This window comes from Streptomyces sclerotialus, assembly GCF_040907265.1.
Lineage (GTDB): Bacteria > Actinomycetota > Actinomycetes > Streptomycetales > Streptomycetaceae > Streptomyces > Streptomyces sclerotialus.
Genome location: NZ_JBFOHP010000002.1, coordinates 3,728,105 through 3,747,344, shown reverse-complemented (window position 1 = coordinate 3,747,344; position 19,240 = coordinate 3,728,105). Strand labels below are relative to the sequence as shown.

The 19,240-nt window shown below is 71.9% G+C and carries 12 protein-coding genes and 2 pseudogenes; 6 read left to right on the top strand and 8 right to left on the bottom strand.

Translation table 11 applies throughout. The features are described 5' to 3' along the window. Positions 1-229 precede the first annotated feature (229 nt). Positions 230-1,774 carry a CehA/McbA family metallohydrolase gene (locus AAC944_RS16525; RefSeq protein ID WP_030617014.1) on the bottom strand — a complete coding sequence of 515 codons (1,545 nt, stop codon included), beginning with the start codon at positions 1,772-1,774 and terminating at the stop codon, positions 230-232. Positions 1,775-1,935: 161 nt separating this feature from the next. Here AAC944_RS16525 and AAC944_RS16520 point away from each other — a divergent pair, with 161 nt between their 5' ends. Further along, the gene (locus AAC944_RS16520; protein ID WP_030617016.1) at positions 1,936-2,760 is read left to right on the top strand and encodes a TIGR03619 family F420-dependent LLM class oxidoreductase; all 825 of its coding nucleotides are present in this window, start codon (positions 1,936-1,938) and stop codon (positions 2,758-2,760) included. Between the two features lie 135 nt (positions 2,761-2,895). After that, positions 2,896-5,550 carry a bifunctional FO biosynthesis protein CofGH gene (locus AAC944_RS16515; protein ID WP_078888649.1) on the top strand — a complete coding sequence of 885 codons (2,655 nt, stop codon included), beginning with the start codon at positions 2,896-2,898 and terminating at the stop codon, positions 5,548-5,550. Between the two features lie 44 nt (positions 5,551-5,594). Here the strand turns inward: AAC944_RS16515 and AAC944_RS16510 are convergent, their stop codons facing one another. Continuing rightward, a complete protein-coding gene (locus AAC944_RS16510) occupies positions 5,595-5,852 on the bottom strand; it encodes a hypothetical protein (protein ID WP_030261803.1) in 258 nt (85 codons plus the stop codon). A gap of 234 nt (positions 5,853-6,086) precedes the next feature. On the opposite strand from AAC944_RS16510, the gene AAC944_RS16505 reads away from it, so the two are divergent. Further along, on the top strand, positions 6,087-7,196 hold the full coding sequence (locus AAC944_RS16505) for an ADP-ribosylglycohydrolase family protein (RefSeq protein WP_030617020.1): 1,110 nt from the start codon (positions 6,087-6,089) through the stop codon (positions 7,194-7,196). A gap of 24 nt (positions 7,197-7,220) precedes the next feature. On the opposite strand, the gene AAC944_RS16500 is transcribed toward AAC944_RS16505, so the two are convergent. After that, positions 7,221-8,777 (bottom strand): sodium:solute symporter family protein, encoded by a 1,557-nt coding sequence (locus AAC944_RS16500; protein ID WP_030617023.1) that lies wholly within the window; start codon positions 8,775-8,777, stop codon positions 7,221-7,223. Between the two features lie 362 nt (positions 8,778-9,139). Then, positions 9,140-9,939 (bottom strand): annotated as a pseudogene (locus AAC944_RS16495) (SDR family oxidoreductase). Between the two features lie 263 nt (positions 9,940-10,202). On the opposite strand from AAC944_RS16495, the pseudogene AAC944_RS16490 reads away from it, so the two are divergent. Next, positions 10,203-10,765: pseudogene (locus AAC944_RS16490) on the top strand (hypothetical protein). Positions 10,766-11,068: 303 nt separating this feature from the next. Here AAC944_RS16490 and AAC944_RS16485 read toward each other — a convergent pair. The 4 genes from AAC944_RS16485 to AAC944_RS16470 form a co-directional block, all read right to left on the bottom strand. Continuing rightward, positions 11,069-11,278, bottom strand: coding sequence for a DUF397 domain-containing protein (locus AAC944_RS16485; RefSeq protein ID WP_030617024.1), 210 nt, complete (start codon positions 11,276-11,278; stop codon positions 11,069-11,071). A gap of 264 nt (positions 11,279-11,542) precedes the next feature. Next, positions 11,543-12,409, bottom strand: coding sequence for a helix-turn-helix domain-containing protein (locus AAC944_RS16480; protein WP_030617026.1), 867 nt, complete (start codon positions 12,407-12,409; stop codon positions 11,543-11,545). 571 nt (positions 12,410-12,980) lie between these two features. Beyond that, the gene (locus AAC944_RS16475; RefSeq protein ID WP_368397210.1) at positions 12,981-13,103 is read right to left on the bottom strand and encodes a hypothetical protein; all 123 of its coding nucleotides are present in this window, start codon (positions 13,101-13,103) and stop codon (positions 12,981-12,983) included. A 269-nt stretch (positions 13,104-13,372) separates the two neighbouring features. Further along, complete coding sequence (locus tag AAC944_RS16470; protein WP_030617028.1) at positions 13,373-14,134, bottom strand: GOLPH3/VPS74 family protein; 762 nt, start codon at positions 14,132-14,134, stop codon at positions 13,373-13,375. 224 nt (positions 14,135-14,358) lie between these two features. On the opposite strand from AAC944_RS16470, the gene AAC944_RS16465 reads away from it, so the two are divergent. Both AAC944_RS16465 and AAC944_RS16460 read left to right on the top strand, forming a co-directional pair. Then, positions 14,359-17,274 (top strand): D-alanyl-D-alanine carboxypeptidase family protein, encoded by a 2,916-nt coding sequence (locus AAC944_RS16465; RefSeq protein WP_368397209.1) that lies wholly within the window; start codon positions 14,359-14,361, stop codon positions 17,272-17,274. 297 nt (positions 17,275-17,571) lie between these two features. Beyond that, positions 17,572-19,182, top strand: a complete 1,611-nt coding sequence (locus AAC944_RS16460; protein WP_030617033.1) for a glycosyltransferase family 39 protein — start codon at positions 17,572-17,574, stop codon at positions 19,180-19,182. Positions 19,183-19,240 lie beyond the last annotated feature (58 nt).

The window sequence follows — 19,240 nt, the reverse complement described above, 5'->3', positions numbered from 1 at the left end:
GGGCAGGGGTCGGGGATCGGGGTTCCGGCGGGCGTATCGGGGACTGGGGTTCCGGCGGGCGTATCGGGGTCCGGGGTTCCGGCAGGCGTAAGGGGGGCTGGCGCTTCCGGCCCCTTTGTCCCTTTCACCCTTCCCCTTCTCGCCCCTCCCCGGGGGGCCTCCCCCTCCCGCCCCCCCGCCCCACCCCCTCCACTCCCAGCCCCCAATCGTTCTCACAGGCGCTCTCGGGTCACCCTCGCTCCACGAAGACAGGGTTGGTCATCGCTGCCATCGGGCCCGGCAGGCCCGGTGTGGTCGCGGGGTGACGGACCTCGGCGCGTATGTAGGCGGCGTTGTCGGCCGTGGTCCGCCAGCTGACCGTGCCGGAGCCGGACTCCGGCAGCGGCTCGGAGTACCGCAGACCCTGGTCGGTGAGGTACGAGACCGTGCAGCCGGGGGCGCCGCTCACCTCCAGCCGAGCGGTCACCGAGGACGTACCGGTCACCCGCAGCCGTTCTCCGATGCCCGCGTGTTCTCCGCGCTCGCCGGTGACGGAGAAGGAGAGGCCGATCTTCGCGGACTCGGCGATCCAGACACGGCCCGCCCGTATGCCGTCCTGAACGGCCTGCCGGGAGAGGTCGTCGGCCAGTACGACCGTCTGGGGGAGGCCGACGACGTCCGGGTCGCGGTGCGCATCGCTGTGGCCGACCGCCGGGAGCCAGTCGCCGCGGCCCTGCGCGTGGGCGACGAGGGTGTTGTCCCACTCGGCGAGCGTGACCTCGTCGTCAGGTGTGTACGGGCCGTTCCAGACCTCCACCGCGTCCGCCTCGTTCAGCCCGAACTTCCAGTTGCAGCCGATGCAGGTGGCGTGCGGATGGGCAGGGATGACCAGGCCGCCCGCCCGGCGGACGGCGCGGGCGAACTTCCCGAAGGCGTTGTCGCGGGCCCGGTAGCGCCAGTCGATGAAGACACCCGGGTCGGTGCCCATCGCCACGACGTGGCCGTTACGGGTGGTGATCTCCTCGCCGGTGAGGATCAGGAGGTCGTCGCCCCACAGGCCCTCCCACACGCGGTGGGAGGAGGTGGTGTTGTGCTCGGTGGTGGTGAGGAAGTCCAGTCCCGCGGCGCGGGCGAGCGCGGCGATCTGCGCGGGGGTGCGCTTCCCGTCGGAGTGGACGCTGTGCAGGTGGCTGTCGCCGCGGTACCAGGCGCGGCCGCGGCCCTTGGCGCGCTGCGGCGGGTACACCGGCTTCGGCGTCTCGCCGGCGGCGCCGTACCGCAGGGTCACGGTGATCTCGTAGTCCAGGCCCTGGGGCGCGACGGTGTACGGGCCGAGCGCGATGTGCCAGGTCCCGGGCCGGATCGGGCCGGGCAGATAGCCGGGGGTCGCGTCGTCGGCGCGCAGGAAGAACTCCGTGCGGGCACCACCCGACCAGCCGCGGAAGCCCGCGCCGCCCAGCTCGGTGCCGCGCTGGTCGAAGATGCCGATGTCGCAGGCGTTGCCGTTGGTGCCGGCGGGGACGGACGGCTTGTCGTACCGGTAGGAGACGGCGATCTCGCGGACACCGCGCGGGACTTCCACCGGGACGTACACGAAGTCGGGAGCGCCGGTCGGGAGGTGGCCGGAGACGGTCCGGGTCTCCTCGGCCGGTCCGGCAGGTCTGCCGGACCCGTCCGTGGGGCCGCCGGATCCGTCCGTGCGCCCCTCGGCGCCTGCGAAGTTCACGGGGCTGAGCGTAAGGGCTCCGGTGGCGCCCGCGACGGCACCGATTCTCAGGATGTCGCGCCGGTCCATCGCAGCTTCTCCGTCGGTTCTCCCGGGTCTCTCCCGCGTCGTGTGAAAACTGTTGTACGCGTGTGTGACACGGACGGAAAGGCCTGTGGATAAGTCGGCGACGGTGCGGCAACATGCGCTCACCACACCCCTGAACAGGACGGCCGACGCGGAGGCGACACATGCGGATCGCGACCACGATCTTCCTGACCGACGAGACGATCCGGCCGGTGCGGCTGGCCCGTGAGCTGGAGCAGCGCGGGTTCGCCGGGCTGTACCTGCCCGAGCACACCCACATCCCGGTCTCCCGCGACACCCCTGCGCCGATGGGTGAACCGCTGCCGCGCGAGTACGGCCGCACCCTCGACCCGTTCGTCGCGCTCGGCCAGGCGGCGGCCGTCACCGAGCGGCTGACGCTGGGCACGGGCATCACGCTGGTCGCCCAGCACGATCCGGTCGGTCTGGCGAAGCAGGTGGCGACGCTGGACTTCCTCTCCGGAGGGCGGTTCACGCTGGGCGTCGGCTTCGGCTGGAACGTGGAGGAGGCCGCCGACCACGGGGTGGAGTGGTCCTCGCGGCGGGCGCTCGCCCGGGACCGGGTCGCGCTGATGCGCGCCCTGTGGGCGGACGAACCGACCGCGTACGAGGGAACCTTCGGGTCCGTCCGGGCGAGCCACGCGTATCCGAAACCGGTGAAGGGTGCCCCGCGCGTCCTGGTCGGCGGCGGGGCGGGCCCGACGCTGTTCGCACACATCGCGGAGTACGCGGACGGCTGGCTGCCGATCGGCGGGCGGGGGCTGGCCGAGGCGGTGCCGGAACTGCGCAGGGTGTGGGCCGAGGCCGGACGTGAGGGGGAGCCGGTGGTGGTCCCGTACGGGGTGCGGCCCTCGGCCGGGAAGCTGGCGCGCTTTCAGGAGCTCGGCGTGGACGAGGTGGTGGTCCAGCTGCCGCCGGCGGGTGAGGGCGAGGTGCTGCGCGCGCTGGATGCGTACGCGGAGTACCTGTGAGGCGGCGCGGCGCGGGGGCGGCGGGCGCCTGCCCGGCCGACGACCGGAGGGAACCTCCGTCTTACGTGATCATCGGCACACGAAACGGCCGCCACGGCCCCTCGGCCGCCTGCCGCCCGCTCGTATCCTCGAAGGATGACTTCCAGCCCGCAGGGACCCGAGCAGCTTCCGCAGGCGTCCGACCAGCCGACGCAGGAAAACCCGCGCCCCGCGCCCACCGCGAACGCCATGCGCCGGGCGCTGAGGCGCGCGCGGGACGGCGTGGCGCTGGACGCGGCCGAGGCGGCCGTGCTCCTCCAGGCGCGCGGTGAGGACCTGGACGACCTGTGCGCCTCCGCCTCCCGGGTGCGGGACGCGGGGCTCGACGCCGCGGGCCGCCCCGGCGTCATCACGTACTCCAAGAGCGTCTTCATCCCGCTCACCCGCCTGTGCCGCGACAAGTGCCACTACTGCACGTTCGCCACCGTGCCCGGCAAGCTGCGCCGCGAGGGGCACGGGATGTTCATGTCCCCGGACGAGGTCCTGGACATCGCCCGCCGCGGCGCCGAACTGGGCTGCAAGGAAGCCCTGATCACCCTCGGGGACAAGCCCGAGGACCGCTGGCCCGAGGCGCGCGAGTGGCTGGAGGCCGAGGGGTACGACGACACGCTCGCCTACGTACGGGCGATGGCGATCCGCATCCTGGAGGAGACCGGGCTGCTGCCGCACCTGAACCCGGGCGTCATGTCCTGGACGGACTTCCAGCGGCTCAAGCCGGTCGCGCCCTCGATGGGCATGATGCTGGAGACCACCTCCGAGCGGCTGTGGAGCGAGCCGGGCAACCCGCACTACGGCTCGCCCGACAAGGAGCCCGCGGTGCGGCTGCGCGTCCTGGAGGACGCCGGGCGCAGCTCCGTGCCGTTCACCAGCGGCCTGCTGATCGGTATCGGGGAGACCTACGAGGAGCGCGCCGAGTCGCTGTTCGCGCTGCGCCGGGTCTCCCGCGCGTACCACGGCATCCAGGAGTTGATCATCCAGAACTTCCGCGCCAAGCCGGACACCGCGATGCGCGGCATGCCGGACGCGGAGCTGGACGACCTGGTCGCCACCGTGGCCGTCGCGCGGCACATCATGGGGCCGTCCGCGTGCCTTCAGGCGCCGCCCAACCTGGTGGACGCGGAGTACGGGCGGCTCATCGGGGCCGGCATCGACGACTGGGGCGGCGTCTCACCGCTCACCCCGGACCACGTCAACCCCGAGCGCCCCTGGCCCCAGATCGAGGAGCTGGCCGCGCGGTCGGCGGAGAGCGGCTTCGCGCTCAAGGAACGCCTCGCCGTCTACCCGGAGTTCGTGCTGCGCGGCGAGCCCTGGCTGGACCCGCGGCTGCTGCCGCACGTACGGGCGCTGGCCGACCCGGAGACGGGCCTCGCGCGCCCGGACGCGGTGGTCGAGGGGCACCCCTGGCAGGAGCCGGACGAGGAGTTCTCGCTGCACGGTTCGGGCCGTACGGACCTGCACCGCACCATCGACACCGAAGGCCGCACCGGTGACCGCCGGAACGACTTCGACGAGGTGTACGGCGACTGGGAGGCGCTGCGCGAGGCCGCGGCGCCCGGGATGGTGCCGCAGCGCATCGACACCGACGTGCGGGCCGCCCTGAAGCAGGCAGCGGACGATCCGACGAAGCTCACGGACGACGAGGCGCTGGCCCTGCTGCACGCCGACGGGCCGGCTCTCGATGCGCTCTGCGGCATCGCCGACGACCTCCGTAAGGCGACGGTCGGCGACGACGTGACGTACATCGTCACGCGCAACATCAACTTCACCAACGTCTGCTACACCGGCTGCCGGTTCTGCGCCTTCGCGCAGCGCCGTACGGACGCCGACGCGTACACGCTCTCCCTGGAGCAGGTCGCCGACCGCGCCCAGCAGGCGTGGGACGTGGGCGCGACCGAGGTGTGCATGCAGGGCGGCATCCACCCGGACCTGCCGGGTACCGCGTACTTCGACATCGCGCGGGCGGTGAAGGAGCGCGTCCCGGGGATGCACGTCCACGCGTACTCGCCCATGGAGGTCGTCAACGGCGCGACCCGTACGGGGATGTCCATCCGGGAGTGGCTGACCGCCGCCAAGGAGGCGGGGCTCGACACGATCCCCGGTACGGCCGCCGAGATCCTCGACGACGAGGTGCGCTGGGTGCTGACCAAGGGGAAGCTGCCCACGGCCACCTGGGTCGAGGTCATCAAGACCGCGCACGAACTGGGCATCCGCTCGTCCTCGACGATGATGTACGGGCACGTGGACCAGCCCCGGCACTGGCTGGGTCACTTCCGGCTGCTGGCCGACATCCAGCGGTCCGCGCGGGAGAAGGGCGTCGAGGGCTTCACGGAGTTCGTGACCCTGCCGTTCATCCACACCAACGCGCCGGTCTACCTGGCGGGCATCGCCCGCCCCGGGCCCACCTCGCGCGACAACCGTGCGGTGACCGCGATGGCACGGGTGTTGCTGCACCCGCACATCCCCAATATCCAGACCAGCTGGGTCAAGCTCGGCACCCAGGGCGCGGCCGAAATGCTGCGCTCGGGCGCCAACGACCTCGGCGGCACGCTGATGGAGGAGACGATCTCCCGGATGGCCGGGTCCAGTTACGGCTCCTACCGGTCGGTGCGGGACCTGGTCGCCATCGCCGAGGAGGCGGGGCGCCCGGCCCGCCCCCGGACGACGACGTACGGCCCGGTGCCCGAGGAGCGCCAGGAGGCGGCCCGGCGGTCCGACGGGCATCTGCCGGAGCTGCTGCCGGTACTGGAGTAGCGGCGCGCGGGGCCCTGGCGGACGGTCCGCCGGGGCCCCGCGCCTCATCCTTCGCCGCTGTGCTCCGTCTCGTGCTGGAGGATGCACTGCTGCCAGCGGGCGAGGGCCTCGGCCCGGTCGCCGCCGGCGTCCTCGGCCGCGGTGATGAGCGCGTCGGCGGCCATCGCTGCCAGCCGTACGGCGATGTGGCAGGTGTCGCGCTGCGGGAGCGGCCGCAGCAGCTCCACCGCGCCCTCGCTGTCCCCGGCCAGCGCGCACGCGACGACGGCCATGGTCGTGCGGTCCCACTCGTACTCGGACATGGTCGGAGCATGCCCACACCTGGGGCAGAGGATGACTCGTGCGCCGATATTGCCCAGGTGAACGGAAAGTTCCGTTAGTGATCAAAAGCCGTTCATTGGTCGCCTCTTCGCATTCCCTTCCTGCCCGCTGGTGGCTGAATCTTTGTCTATTACAGTGCCCTGCGTCAGACGAGCGTCCTAGGGCGTCGGGAGCGGCAGCACGGTCCGGGAGGGCGCAGTGCCGGGAGGGACACAGTGAGCGCGAACGCCATCTGGGGCCGCGCCGAGCAGCAGGACTTCCGCAGCCGGGTACGCGGCTGTCTCCTGGGCGGGGCCATCGGCGACGCCCTCGGGGCGGGCGCGGCGGAGACCTCGCTGGACGCCCTCCGCCAAACACACGGCACGGAGGGGCTGACCGATTACGCCGCCGTCTTCGGGCAGCGCGGCGCCGTCACGGACGCCACCCAGCTCACCCTCTTCACCGTCGACGGCCTCGTACGGGCCCAGGTACGCCGCGACACCGGCGCCTGGCACCCGCCCACCGACCTGTACCGCGCCTACCGCCGCTGGGCCGTCACGCAGCACGACTGGGGCCCGGACGAGCGCCGTGCCGACGACGGCTGGCTGGCCCGCGAGGAGTGGCTGTACGCCCGCCGCGCCCCGGACCGCGACTGTCTCACCGGCCTCGGCGACCAGGTCATGGGCACCCTGGAAGCGCCCCGCAACCCGCAGGCGGACGGCGGCGGCGCCGTGATGCGCTCGGCGCCCTTCGGACTGCTCGTCGGCTGGGAGCCCCAGCTGGTCTTCCAGCTCGCCGTCGAGTGCGCGGCACAGACCCATGGTCATCCGACCGGATACCTGGCGGCCGGCGCGTTCGCCGTCGTCGTCCACTCCCTCGCCCGCGGTGAGGACCTCGACAGCGCCGTCCAGAAGGCCCTGGCGCATCTGGCCACCCGTCCCGGCCACGAGGACACCACGGACGCCCTCAAGCGGGCGCTGGGCGCCGTACGGCAGGGCATGCCCACCGCCGCCCGGGTCGAGTCGCTGGGGGAGTCCGGGGACGCCGCCGGCGCCCTGGCCGTCGCCGTGTACTGCGCGCTGGTCGCCGAGGACATCCGGCACGGGCTGCTGCTCGCGGTCAACCACAGCGGCCCTTCCGACGTCACCGGCGCGCTCTGCGGCAACCTGCTCGGCACGCTGCACGGCGAGACCGCCCTGCCGCCGGTCTGGCTGGTGGAGCTGGAGGGGCGCCCCACCGTCCTCCAGCTCGCCGACGACTTCGCCATGGAGATGACCCAGGGACCCGCGCTCCACGGGCCGGGCAACTCCGCCCCGGGCTGGCTGGCGCGCTACCCGAGGGCGTAGCGCCCGGCCCCGTACGAGGCGGCGTTACACGGGCTTCTTCTGGTCCAGCGGAGCGGCCTGCCCGGGTACGGGCAGTGCCGCCGCGCCCTCGGGGCCGTCGTCGTCCCCGCCGGAGTTGATCCGGGCCAGTACCGCGTCCCGCTCCGGGGTGTCCTCCGGCTTCACCAGCCCGATCAGCACGAACAGCACGAGCGAGACGGCGACCGGCGAGACGATCTGGATCTGCAGCGAGACGTCGGCGATCCCGTAGTTCGTCAGCCAGAAGGCGAACAGCCCCGCCGCCCAGGAAACCAGCGCGGCGACCGGCCCCGACCTGCGGAAGAGCGGCAGCATGCCCAGCAGGAACGGGATCGAGATCGGCCCGACCAGCCCGGCCACCCACTTGATCACGACCGAGATGATGCCGGCGAAGGCCGGCGAGTTCACCTGCGTCGCGATGGCCATCGACAGGCCGAGGAAGGCGAGCGTGGACAGCCGCGCGGCCACCAGCCCCGCCCGGTGCGACCAGTCGCGCGCCTTCGCCGAGACGGCCGGCGCGATGTCCCGGGTGAACACCGCGGCGATGGCGTTGGCGTCCGACGAGCACATCGCCATTGTGTGCGAGAAGAAGCCCACGATGACCAGCCCCAGCAGCCCGTGCGGCAACAGGTGCTCGGTGAGCAGCGCGTACGAGTCCGACGCGTCCGGCTTCTGGGCCTTGACCAGCAGCGGCGCCACCCACATCGGGAAGAACAGCACCGCCGGCCAGACGAACCACAGCGCCGCCGACAACAGTGCCGAGCGCCGCGCCTCACGGGCGCTGCTCGTCGCCATGTAGCGCTGCGCCTGGTTCCACATGCCGCCGCTGTACTCGAAGGTCTTGATGAACAGGTACGCGAGCAGGAAGGTCAGCGTGTACGGGCCGACCGTCGGCTGGGTGTGGGTGTCCGGCAGCCGGTCCCACACCGTCCACAGTGCGCTGACGCCACCGAGCTCGGCCAGCACGGTCACCAGCATCGCCAGGCCCGCCAGCAGCTGGATCACGAACTGCCCCAGCTCGGTGAGCGCGTCCGCCCACAGCCCGCCGACCGTGCAGTAGATCGCCGTGACGACCCCCGTGATCAGGATGCCCTGGTTGAGCGACACACCGGTGAACACGGACAGCAGCGTCGCGATCGCGGCCCACTTGGCGCCGACGTCCACGATCTTCAGCAGCACGCCGGACCAGGCGAGCGCCTGCTGCGTGGGGAGGTTGTACCGGGACTTCAGGTATTCGAGCGGCGAGGCGACGTGCAGCCGGGAGCGCAGCCGGTTGAGCCGGCCGGCGAAGAGCCGCGCCCCGATGGCGATGCCGATCGCGATGGGGAAGGACCAGGTGACGTACGAGGTGATGCCGTACTGGTAGGCGATGCCCGCGTACCCGGTGAACATCACGGCGCTGTACCCGGACATGTGGTGCGAGATGCCGGACAGCCACCAGGGCATCCGGCCGCCCGCGGTGAAGAAGTCGCTCACGTCGTCGACGCGTTTGTGCGACCAGACGCCGATGGCGACCATGACGCCGAAGTATCCGATGAGCACAGTCCAGTCGAGACCGTTCATGCCCCCTCCAAGGGGTCCGCCTTGTGAACGTGCAAGAAAGCAAACGCACTTCGCCTCGGCGGCGCCCCCGCGCGGGAGTGGGGACTTCGGGGATTGAACCGTTGGTACGGGCCTTGGTCAAGAGGGTTGATGAGTCATGGATGTGAACTCGGGTCACCTAACAGAACGATTTTACTGTCTCTTGACCCCACGCCTCGTTGTCGTGCCCACGGCCGCGCCCGCACCATGAGCGGACACTTCGCCAGGCTCCGCGCACGCGGCGGCACCACACGGGAGCGGGATCCCGTGCGGTGCGGAAAGGAGGCCGTTCGTACGGTGCGCCCTTGAGGGCGCCCGGCTGGTCCGGTGCGCCCAGGGGTGCGTCACCGCATCAGCTCACCCGCGTTCACCCGCAACGACTGGCCCGTGGTCGCCCGCGCCCGGTCGGGCGCGAGGAAGACCGCGGCCTCGGCCACGTCGCCGTCCGTGACCAGCTCCGGCAGCGCCATGCGCCCTGCGAGCCGGCCCAGCACCTCCGGCTCCGGCATCCCCTCGGCCGCCGCCGCCATCCGTACCTACGCCTCGGCCTGAGGGCCCCGCATCCAGCCCGGCTGCACGGTGTTCACCCGTATCCGGTCCGGGCCCGGCTCGCGCGCCAGCGAGTACATCGCGGAGACCAGCGCCCCTCTGGACGCCGCGTACGCCACCTACCGCGCCTCGGAGGTCGCGGCCGCCGACGACTGGGTGCCGATCATCACGACCGACCCGCCGCCGCGCGCCCGCATCGACGGCAGGCAGGCCCGCGTCATCCGCAGCATGCCGAAGAGGTTCACGTCCACCACCTGCTGCCAGCCAGCGAAGTCGGCGTCGTCCAACCCGCCGAAGTGCGCGTCCAGTGCGGCCACGTGAACCACCGCGTCCGCCCCGCCGAACCGTTCCTCCGCCAGCCCGGCCGGCGCCGCGCACTGCGCCTCGTCCCCGATGTCGGTCACCCGCCAGGCCGTCCACCCGCCCGCCGGATCGATCCGCTCGGCACACGCCGCGAGCCGCTCCGCCGTGCGCGCGCCCAGCACGACGGACGCCCCGTCCCGTACGCGCGCCTCCGCGACCCGGAACCTCGGCCCTGGCCCGGCCCCCGACCCCCGACCCCCGACACGACGACGGTCTTGCCCTGCAGGGGCATGCGCACCCCCTTGACCACACCTGGCGGCCCGTCAGGGAAGGCGTGCAAGGGCCCGCTGCGGAAGGGCGCTGCCGGTGGTACTCCCGCAGGCGTCCGTCAGCTGCCGGTGGTACTCCCGCAGGCGTCCGTCAGTGGCACCCGCGGTCCCCGCGCGGGCGTCCGCCGACAGTGCGCACCGGCAGGCATCCCGGGAGGCGTCCCGGGAGGCGTGACGGGCCGCCTCGGCGCAGCGCCGCACCCCTCCCCAGCTGACGCCATGTCAGCTGAAGCCGGCTGCCAAGACCGAAGACACCAGGAGCGGGGCGTACGGGGAACCGGCCGCCGACGGGCCGTACGGGGTGCGCCCCGGGCACACGCGCTGATCACCATGGTCGAGCCGCACCCCGGCCAGGAGTACGCCTACAACCGCTGGTACGAGGAAGACCACTTCGTCGCCGGCGCGACGGCCATGCCGTGGATCGTCGCGGGACGCCGCTGGGTCGCCACCCGCGACCCGCAGCTCCTGCGCTACCCGGGCCCGACGGCGGTGGCCCGCCCGGTCACGGCCGGCTGTTACCTCAGCACGTACTGGCCCACCGAAGGGCGCTACGGCGACCACATGCGCTGAACCACCCCTACGCCGGACTGGTCCTGCAGGTGATCGACGCCGAGGAGCCCGGTCAGCGGGCCGGGCTGCTGGAGTGGCTGCGTACCGCAGGTGGCGGGCGTGGACACCGGGCTGACGCTGGTGTGGTTCCTGGAAGCGGGTCCGCGCGACTGCTGGGCGGACACCTTCGCGGGGCTGGACACCGAGGTGGCGGCGTCCGGGCTGGGGGCCGCGCGCTGAAGGGGTGACGGGGCGTCGGCCCGGGCGAGGCCGAGCCCCCTCGGCCGGGACGGCGATCCAGTCGAGAGGGCTCGTTGCGGTGGTGCGGTGTGGTGCTGTGGAGCAATGGAGTTGTGGCTGTGCAGGTTGGACTGTGCAGTTGTGATCGTGCAGTTGTGGCTGTGCGGTTGTCTGTCGTGCGGTTGTGGGAAGTGCAGTGGTGCGGTTATGGAGTTGTGTGGTTGCGCAACGGATCGGGGAGTTGCTGAGGGGCAGTACGCGTGTGGAGGACGCGGACTTGTGAGAGGCGGGTCGACGACCCGCTCAGGCCAGGTCGTACGTACCGGCGCCGACCTCCGCCACGAACGTGCTCCAGGCGGCGGTGTCGAACGTCAGGCGAGGGCCGTCGGGGTCCTTCGAGTCACGGACCGCGATGGCCTCGGCCGCGGGTACGGCGATCTCGACGCAGGCTCCGTTGCCACCGGAGTACGAGGACTTCTTCCAGGAAAAAGCGGAATTGGGCTGGATTGCCATGTTCGCTCCGATTCACTCTGGGTTGCCGCGACTTGGCGCGGATTCGGTATGCATGACGCTACGCGCCAACATCACCGACGCCAGAGGGGTGTCACCCATTCGTATGGCATATTCCTTGATCTCTTTTCAGTGAAAGTGGTGCAGGTGTACCGTGCCCCACTTCCCCTCCGGAAGGCGGCATTCAGCCCTCCGGCAAGTATCTGACAAGCTCTTTCCCACCCAATGACGCCCCTGGACAGGGGCGTCCGGCCGGTTCGTCCGTCCTCACCCCGTGCTGTCGGCGTGCTGCTTGGCGGCCTCGGCGATGAACTCCCGGCTCTGGTCGGCGTTGAGCGCCTGGGCCCGCAGGTGCTCGTACATGATCGTGTACTTGTGCACGTCGTTGGTCTTCTCCAGGTACAGGTCGCTCGTGACGCCCTCGATGTAGACCACACTGGAGTCGGCCGCGTCGTCGAACTCCAGGATCGAGAAGGTGCCGGACATCCCGGCGTGCGCCCCGGTGTCGTACGGCAGCACCTGCACCGTCACGTGCGGCAGCTTGCTGAGCTCCACGAGGTGTTCCAGCTGCTCACGCATGACGAGGTGACTGCCGACGACGCGGCGCAGCGCGCTCTCGTCCAGCACGACCCACAGGCGCAGGGGGTTGTGCGGATCGCTGACCCGCTCCTGGCGCCGCATGCGCACCTGAATGCGCTTCTCCAGCTGGTCCGGCGCCAGTTCCGGCACCGTGCCGGGGATGACCGCCTCCGCGTAACCGGGCGTCTGCAACAGGCCGGGCACGAGCAGTGACTCGTACACCCGCAGCGAGGCCGCCTCCGTCTCCAGGCCGATGTAGACGCTGTACGGGATGTCGCCGAAGGCGTGCCACCAGCCTTGCTGACGGGAGTCCTTCGCCATCTGCATCAGCGAATCGACGATGCGGTGGTCGTCGACTTCGTACACGCCGCAGAGGTCACGGACGTCGCGCTGGCTGATGCTGCGGCGGCCGTTCTCCAGCCTGCTGATCTTCGATTGCGAGACCAGCAGCCGCTCCGCGACCTCCTCCGCGGTCATGCCCTTGAGCTCCCGGAGCCTGCGCAGCTCCTGGCCCAACCGGCGTCGCCTGACGGTGGGATTCACATTGGACGCCACGGGACGTGCACCTCCGGCTCCGGACTGCTGTTTTTTCCTGTTCAGCAGATTGCCACCACTGGTCGGCGCCGCGCTGGGAAATGGCCGGACAAGGTGGGGTGCTGGTATGAGAGGCCCTACGGGAAGCGGTGGGCCGGGCCACGCCGCTGGGACGTACGGGCGGTAACCGGGAGCGCGTACGGACGCGTCGCGGCGCCCGGAAGCCGGTACGCGGGGACGTACGCGGGCGCGTGAGCCCCCGTTCCGTGGGTGAACGGCCCCTACCGGCCCGGACCGTGTGCGGGGCCGGTACGCGGGCGTGCACGCCCGCTCGAGGCGCCCTGGTGCCGGCGGGCCGCCCGCCGGAGGCGCCCGTTCCGACCGCGTACGTTCCGGACACGCACGCGGGGTGGCGGGGCTGCCGTCGTCCAGAACGGCGGGCCCGCCACCCCGCGCTTGTTGCGGCTCCCGAACGGGACCTGGGTGCGGTGCACTCGGTGCTGCGGTTGTTCCGCCGGCCGGTGTCCGTACCGGGTGGGCGGCTCGGCGCCGGGCGCTGGTGCTCACGTTGCCGGTGCTCGGGGTTCGATGCTCAGTGCTCGGTGTTGTCGGTGCTCGCGGTGTTGTCGGGTGGTGTCTCGCGGTGGTGTACGCGGTACTGCGGTGCGGTACTGCCGCGTGCGGCACTGCTGTGCTTCAGTGCGTGCAACGGCACCACTGGTGCTTCGGGCAGCGGTGTCGCGCGGAGGGTGCTGCGCGGTTGCTGCTGCCGTGGACGGGGTCCCGCGCGGGCGGCCGTCGCGCGCTGCTGCCGCGCGAACACCGCTCGTGTCGGTGCCGCCCTGGGGTCGGCGGCGTCCTGCTGTGTCCGTCCGGTCCTGTCCGCCCGGCCCATGGTTCTGCCGTCAGGGGTCCGGAACTGCCGTCAGGGGGCCGGTCCCTGTCGTCCGGAGTTCCTGTTCGCCCAGGATCCTGATCGTCCGGCTAACGGGCGCCGACGCGGGCCATGCTGCCCCGCCGCGGCTGTGCCGGAACGCCTGCTGTTCCGTCCGTCGCCCGGGCTGCCGGCTGGCGCCCGGCCCCGGGGCCCGGCCCCGCTGCCGACGCGCGCCTCGGCTGCGCCGCGACGCCGTTCTGCACGTCCATGACGGCGTGCGCGACCAGCCCGCCCATGGGATCGTGCCGGATGAGGTCCCGGAGGCGGGAGCGCGACGAACGCCCCTCGTTCCCGGGGTAGAGGTGCTTGCCGAGACCGACCGCGTGGGCCAGTGCGGCGAGCGCCGCGGTCCGCGGGTCCGGTGGTACGCCGGTGCGGATCGCGTTGTCCAGCCGGGCCCTGATTTCCCGGCTGATGGCCGTGTCCGTCGCCTGGTAGCGAGTGGTCGGCAGTACCCCGCACATCTGACCCGCCACGGCATGCACCATGCCGCACCGCTCCAGATGCGTGAGGTAGGTCTGGCGCAGCCCCAGCCGGGGCCCGCCGATCCAGTGGACCGCGCGCACCGGGCTGCCGCGGCGTCGCAGCAACTCGAGTGCCGAATCCAGTGTCGGATCTCCAGTCGGCCGTGGCAGCACCACGGCGATACGATCCCCGTCAGGGGCTATCCGTCCCGCCAGAGCCAGCTCCACTAGCTGGGCCCCGGCCAGGCCGAGGTCGAGCGACTGCGGCTGCGCTGTGGTTCCCGTGGCCGGGTCCAAAGCGAGCAGCAGAAGCTCCTCCGGAATTGTTCTGCGGCTCCTGCCCATCCATGCCTCCCCGCGTGGATGAATGACAGGGTGACCCCTCTCACATTCATCTGTCGAGAGTGCGTGGGTGATTCGGTAGGGAACCGGTAGGTATGTCGTTCTCGTCTACTGCGATGGCGACAGCCTCCGAGGGCGGGACGCGGGCCTCGGGCCGCGCGGCGGCGTAGCCGCGCTTCTCGCACACAGGACACTTGGCAACACTGGGCACAGCAGCAGCGCGACGTATGAAGGAGACACCGGTGGCGGGCGAGTCCCCCGACAGGTCGGAGCAGAAGCAGTCGTCGGGGGAGACGGCGGGGAGCGAACGCGATCCGCGGCTCGCGGTCCTCCGCGATGCGCCGACGGATACGGAGACGTCCGCGGAATCGGATTCGGTTGCAGCGGACACGAAGACGGATGGCGCGGAGGCCGACGGCACGTCGCCGGAGGGCGCGAAGTCGGACGGCGAGAAGTCGGCCGGCGGGGAGGCCGGCGGTACGGAGTCGGACTCGGCCGGCGCGAAGCCGGGCGCGGAGGAGCCGGGCGCCGGGAAGGGAGCTCCGGAGAAGGGGGACGCCCGTCTCAAGGCGGCGGTGGCCGCCTGGGTGGCGGGCAAGGACGCCTCGGAGGACGCGGAGGGGGCGGAGAAGGCGGAGACCCCCGAGGGCGCCTCTGAGGGCGCCTCCCGCGCCGCGGAGGAGCCCGCGGGCGACACCGCTGAGGGCGGCGCCGACACGGAGGCCGAGGACGCGGCGACGGACGGTGGCGACGCCGAGCCCGCGCTGCCCGTACGGAAGCCGGGCGGCAAGGGCAAGAAGGCGGCCGGCCAGGTCGATCAGCCGACCGCGGTTTTCGGAACCGTCACCCCGAAGTCGGCCCCGGCCGATGAGGCGACCCGAGTGTTTGCCGCCGTGAATCCGAAGGACGCGAAGAAGGGCGGCGCCGACGCGGAGGAGACTGCGAAGAAGGGCGCGGAGGCGGCTGACGCCGAGTCCGCGAAGGACGCCGAGGGCACCAAGAAGGGCACTGAGGACGCCAAGAAGAGCGCCGAAGCCCGGAAGGCGACCGCGGCGGCCATCCCGAAGCGGTCCGAAACCGCGAAGAAGGCCGCGGCCAAGGGCGAGGAAGCCAAGGCCGAGGAGACCAAGGGCGAGGCTGCCGCCGAGGTGGTCGAGCCGGTCGAGTCCGCCGAGCCGGGCAAGGACGCCGGTAACGGTTCCAAGGGCGCCGACGACTCCCCGAAGGACGGCAGCCCGAAGGAGGGCAAGGCCACCCCGGACAGCGAGACCGGCAGTAAGGCTGACGGAAAGGCCGCTGCCGAGGCCGACGGCAAGAAGGCCGGGGACAAGAAGGCCGGGGACAAGAAGGCCGGCAGCGCGGCTGCCGCTGCTGAGAAGCCGGCTACCGAAAAGCCGGCCACCGAGCCGAAGGCCGATGAGAAGAGCGGCGCCGACAAGAGCGGCGCCGACAAGAGCGACGCCGACAAGGACGGCGCCGCGAAGAAGGCCGCCGAAAAGCCGGCCGGCCAGACGAAGAACGCCGAGAAGAGCGGCACCGACAAGCCGGCCGCCGAGAAGAGCGACACCGACAAGCCGGCCGCTGAGCGGGACGCGGAGCGGACGAGCCAGTTCGTCGCGCTGAAGTCGGCGGACGAGCGGCCGGCCAAGCCGCCGAAGCCCGTCGGCAAGCCGACCGACAAGGCCGACAAGGCCGACAAGGCCCCGGCCGACCCGGCCGCGACCGCCGCGCTCCCGGCCGTCGCCCCGGCGCCCGCGCCCGGCCCGCAGCCGGCGGCCGCCCAGCCGTCGCCCGCCGCCTCCGAGGGCAAGGGCACCCCGGGCCCGCTGCCCGAGTCCGAGCGTACGAAGCAGCAGCCGCTGCCCCCGCTCGACCTCCTGGCGCAGCTCACCAACACCCCGCCGCCGCCGGAGACCCCGATCCGCACGATCGTGCGGCGGTTCAAGATCTGGACCCCGCTGGTCCTGCTGCTCCTGCTGGTCTTCGTGATCGTGCAGGCCGTGCGTCCGCTCCCGGACCCGACGCTGGCGCTGACCTCGGACGCGACGTACTCCTTCGACGGCAGCAAGCCGTCGATGCCCTGGCCGTCCGAGGGGCAGGCGTACGTCGAGATCTCCGGGCTGGGCCCGATCGGCTCGTACGGCGATCAGAAGCCGGTACCGATCGGCAGTGTCGCGAAGACGATGACCGCGTACATCATCATGCGCGATCACCCGTTGAAGCCCGGTAAGACGGGTCCGAAGATCCGGATCGACAAGCAGGCCGAGGAGGACGGCAAGAAGGGCGCCGGTCACGGTGACGAGTCGGTGCTCGACACCGTCAAGGAAGGCGACACGATCACGCAGAAGGACGCGCTGTCCGCTGTCATGATCCCGTCCGCCAACAACATCGCCCGCCTGCTGGCCCGTTGGGACGCCGGTTCCCAGGAGGCGTTCGTCAAGAAGATGAACGCCACCGCCAAGGAACTCGGCATGAAGAACACCACGTACACCGACCCCAGCGGTCTGATCGAGACCACCGTCAGCACCGCCGAGGACCAGGTGAAGCTGGGCAAGAAGGCGATGGAGTTCCCGGCGCTGGTGGACATCACCAAGCTGCCGTCGTGGAAGGACCCCTCCGGCAAGGAGTGGCGCAACTACAACACCCTGCCGCCGTACAACAACGCGATCGGCATCAAGACCGGCTCCACCTCCAAGGCGGGCGGCAACCTGCTCTTCGCGGGCCGGCAGCAGGTCGGCGACACGACGCAGCTGATCGTCGGTGCGGTGCTCGGCCAGCACCGGACGCCGATCATCGACACCGCCAACGCCGTCAGCAAGGAATTGCTGACCACGGCCCAGGGCGCGCTGGAGGACCGTACGGTCGTGAAGAAGGGCGATGTCGTCGGCGTGGTGGACGACGGGCTCGGCGGCACCACGCCGGTCGTGGCGACCGCGGACGTCAAGGCGGTCGGCTGGAGCGGCCTGACGGTCAAGCTGGGGCTGACCGACAAGGGCAAGACCATCCCGCATGCGGCGAAGGCCGGCACGAAGGTCGGCGTGCTGACGGCGGGCAGCGGTCCGGGCCAGGTCAAGGTGCCGGTGGCGCTCCAGAAAGACCTGACGGAACCGGCCTTCGGCGCCAAGCTCACGCGCGTGGGCTGAGTCCACGCGCGTGAGCCGGCCGGCCCGGGGCCCCTTGCCCCGGGCCGTCAGCCGCCAGCCGCCAGCCGTCGGCGGTAGAGGGGCCGCTCGCATCCCGGTGCATTCCGGTGCGGGCGGCCCCTTCCGTGTACGGGTTCCGGCATGCCGGTTCCGCGTGCCGGTTCCGCATGCCGGTTCCGTGTGCGGGGAACAGGCGATTCGTCCCGGTACGGCCGGCGGTAATGTGAAGCGGCGCCTCTGGGCGCGATTCCGAACCCCACCGCCCAGGAGTCCGCCATCGGTACCTCGTCGAACGCCATGCCGGCCACGGGCCTCCCGCGTGCCGAACCGGCGCCCTGGGCGAAGACCGTGGCCGCTCCGTGCGCGCTGACGCTCGTACTGGGCCTGTGGGGCATCCGCCGGCAGGGCAGCATCTGGCGTGACGAGGTCGTCACCTACGACATGGCCCACCGCAGCCTCCCCGAGCTGTGGGACACGCTGCAGAACGCCGATGCCGTACACGGCTTGTACTACCTCTTCATGCACGGCCTCTTCGCCGTGTTCGGCGGCGGCGTGACGACCCTGCGGTTGCCGTCCGCGCTGGCGATGACCGTGGCAGCGGCGGGAGTCGCGCTGCTGGGGGCGCGGGTGGCCGGACGGCGCGCGGGCGTCGCGGCGGGGCTGGTCTTCCCGCTCGTGCCGCTGGTGCAGGAGTACGCACAGGAGGGCCGGTCGTACGCGCTCGTCTGCGCGCTGGTCACCTGGTCCACGTACCTCCTCGTCCGTGCACTCGACGCGAGCGCCGCTCGCCGGCCGGCCGGGCAGGGCGACGCGGGCACCCCCAGCGACGTGGCCGGGGCGCCGACGGCCTCCTGGGCGGGGCTGTTCGGTGTGCCCGGGGCCGCGCGGCGCTGGTGGACCGGCTACGCGCTCATGACGCTGGCCGCCTGCCTGCTGCACGAGTTCGCCGTGCTGGTGCTCACGGCGCACGGCGTGACGGTCGTACTGGCCGGGGTACCGAGCGCCGCCCGCGGGGCGGTCCGCCGCACCTGGCTCGTCGCCGCCGGGGTGGTGGCCGTCGGGCTCGCTCCGCTGGCGCTCTTCAGTGCGGGGCAGTCGGCTCAGCTCAGCTGGATCCTGTGGCCCGACCCCGTGCAGCTGGTGACCTTCGCTGTGCTGGCAGCCGTGGGTACGGCCTGCGCCCGTGTGCCGGTACGGACGCGGGGGCCGGTCCGGCTGCGGCCCCTCGCCGTACCGCTGCTGATCGCGCCGCAGGCCACCCTGCTGCTGTTCTCGCAGTTGCAGCCGATGTACGTCGACCGCTACGTCCTGTACTACGTCGTCGGCTTCGCCCTCTTGGCGGGCGCGGCCCTGGACCGGGTGTTCAGGCCGCTCACGGACGACGACCGCACGCGCGGCCGGGACGACCGCACGCGCGGCCGGGCACTGCGGGTGCGCAGGCGTACGGTGTGGGCGCTGGCGGCCGTACTGATCGCGCTGCTGCCCGTCGCCGTCCATCTGCGCAGTCCGGAGAGCCGGAAGGACGATGCCACCGCCGTCGTCCAGGCCGTACGGGCGGTGGCGGAGCCCGGTGACGGGCTGCTCCTGATGCCGGCCAGGCGGCGGGTGTGGACGCGGTCCGAACCGGAGCGGTTCCGCGGCCTGACCGACCTGGCGCTGTCCCGGCCGGTCGAGTCGTCGGGCTCTTTGTACGGCACGGAGGTGTCCGCCGACCGCATCAGGGAGCGGATGCTCGCCACCGAACGCATCGTCGTACTCGGCGACCCCCGCGACGAGCCGGAGGACGAGACCCCCCGGGAGATCGTCAAGCGCACCACGCTCCGCGACTTCTTCCGCCGCTGCAGCGCCCAGGACGTCACCGGCGCCCGCATCACGCTCTACGCCCGCCCGGGCCACTGCGACGACTGACGCCCGCCCGGGCCACTGCGACGACTGACGCCCGCCCGGGCCACTGCGACACCTGACG

What these genes read in the sequence shown, in the direction of transcription:
- AAC944_RS16515 (WP_078888649.1), top strand. Translation starts at nt 2,896, where the DNA reads ATGACTTCCAGCCCGCAGGGACCCGAGCAGCTTCCGCAGGCGTCCGAC.
- AAC944_RS16460 (WP_030617033.1), top strand. Translation starts at nt 17,572, where the DNA reads ATGCCGGCCACGGGCCTCCCGCGTGCCGAACCGGCGCCCTGGGCGAAG.
- AAC944_RS16520 (WP_030617016.1), top strand. Translation starts at nt 1,936, where the DNA reads ATGCGGATCGCGACCACGATCTTCCTGACCGACGAGACGATCCGGCCG.
- AAC944_RS16510 (WP_030261803.1), bottom strand. Translation starts at nt 5,852, where the DNA reads ATGTCCGAGTACGAGTGGGACCGCACGACCATGGCCGTCGTCGCGTGC.
- AAC944_RS16465 (WP_368397209.1), top strand. Translation starts at nt 14,359, where the DNA reads ATGAAGGAGACACCGGTGGCGGGCGAGTCCCCCGACAGGTCGGAGCAG.
- AAC944_RS16470 (WP_030617028.1), bottom strand. Translation starts at nt 14,134, where the DNA reads ATGGGCAGGAGCCGCAGAACAATTCCGGAGGAGCTTCTGCTGCTCGCT.
- AAC944_RS16500 (WP_030617023.1), bottom strand. Translation starts at nt 8,777, where the DNA reads ATGAACGGTCTCGACTGGACTGTGCTCATCGGATACTTCGGCGTCATG.
- AAC944_RS16485 (WP_030617024.1), bottom strand. Translation starts at nt 11,278, where the DNA reads ATGGCAATCCAGCCCAATTCCGCTTTTTCCTGGAAGAAGTCCTCGTAC.
- AAC944_RS16525 (WP_030617014.1), bottom strand. Translation starts at nt 1,774, where the DNA reads ATGGACCGGCGCGACATCCTGAGAATCGGTGCCGTCGCGGGCGCCACC.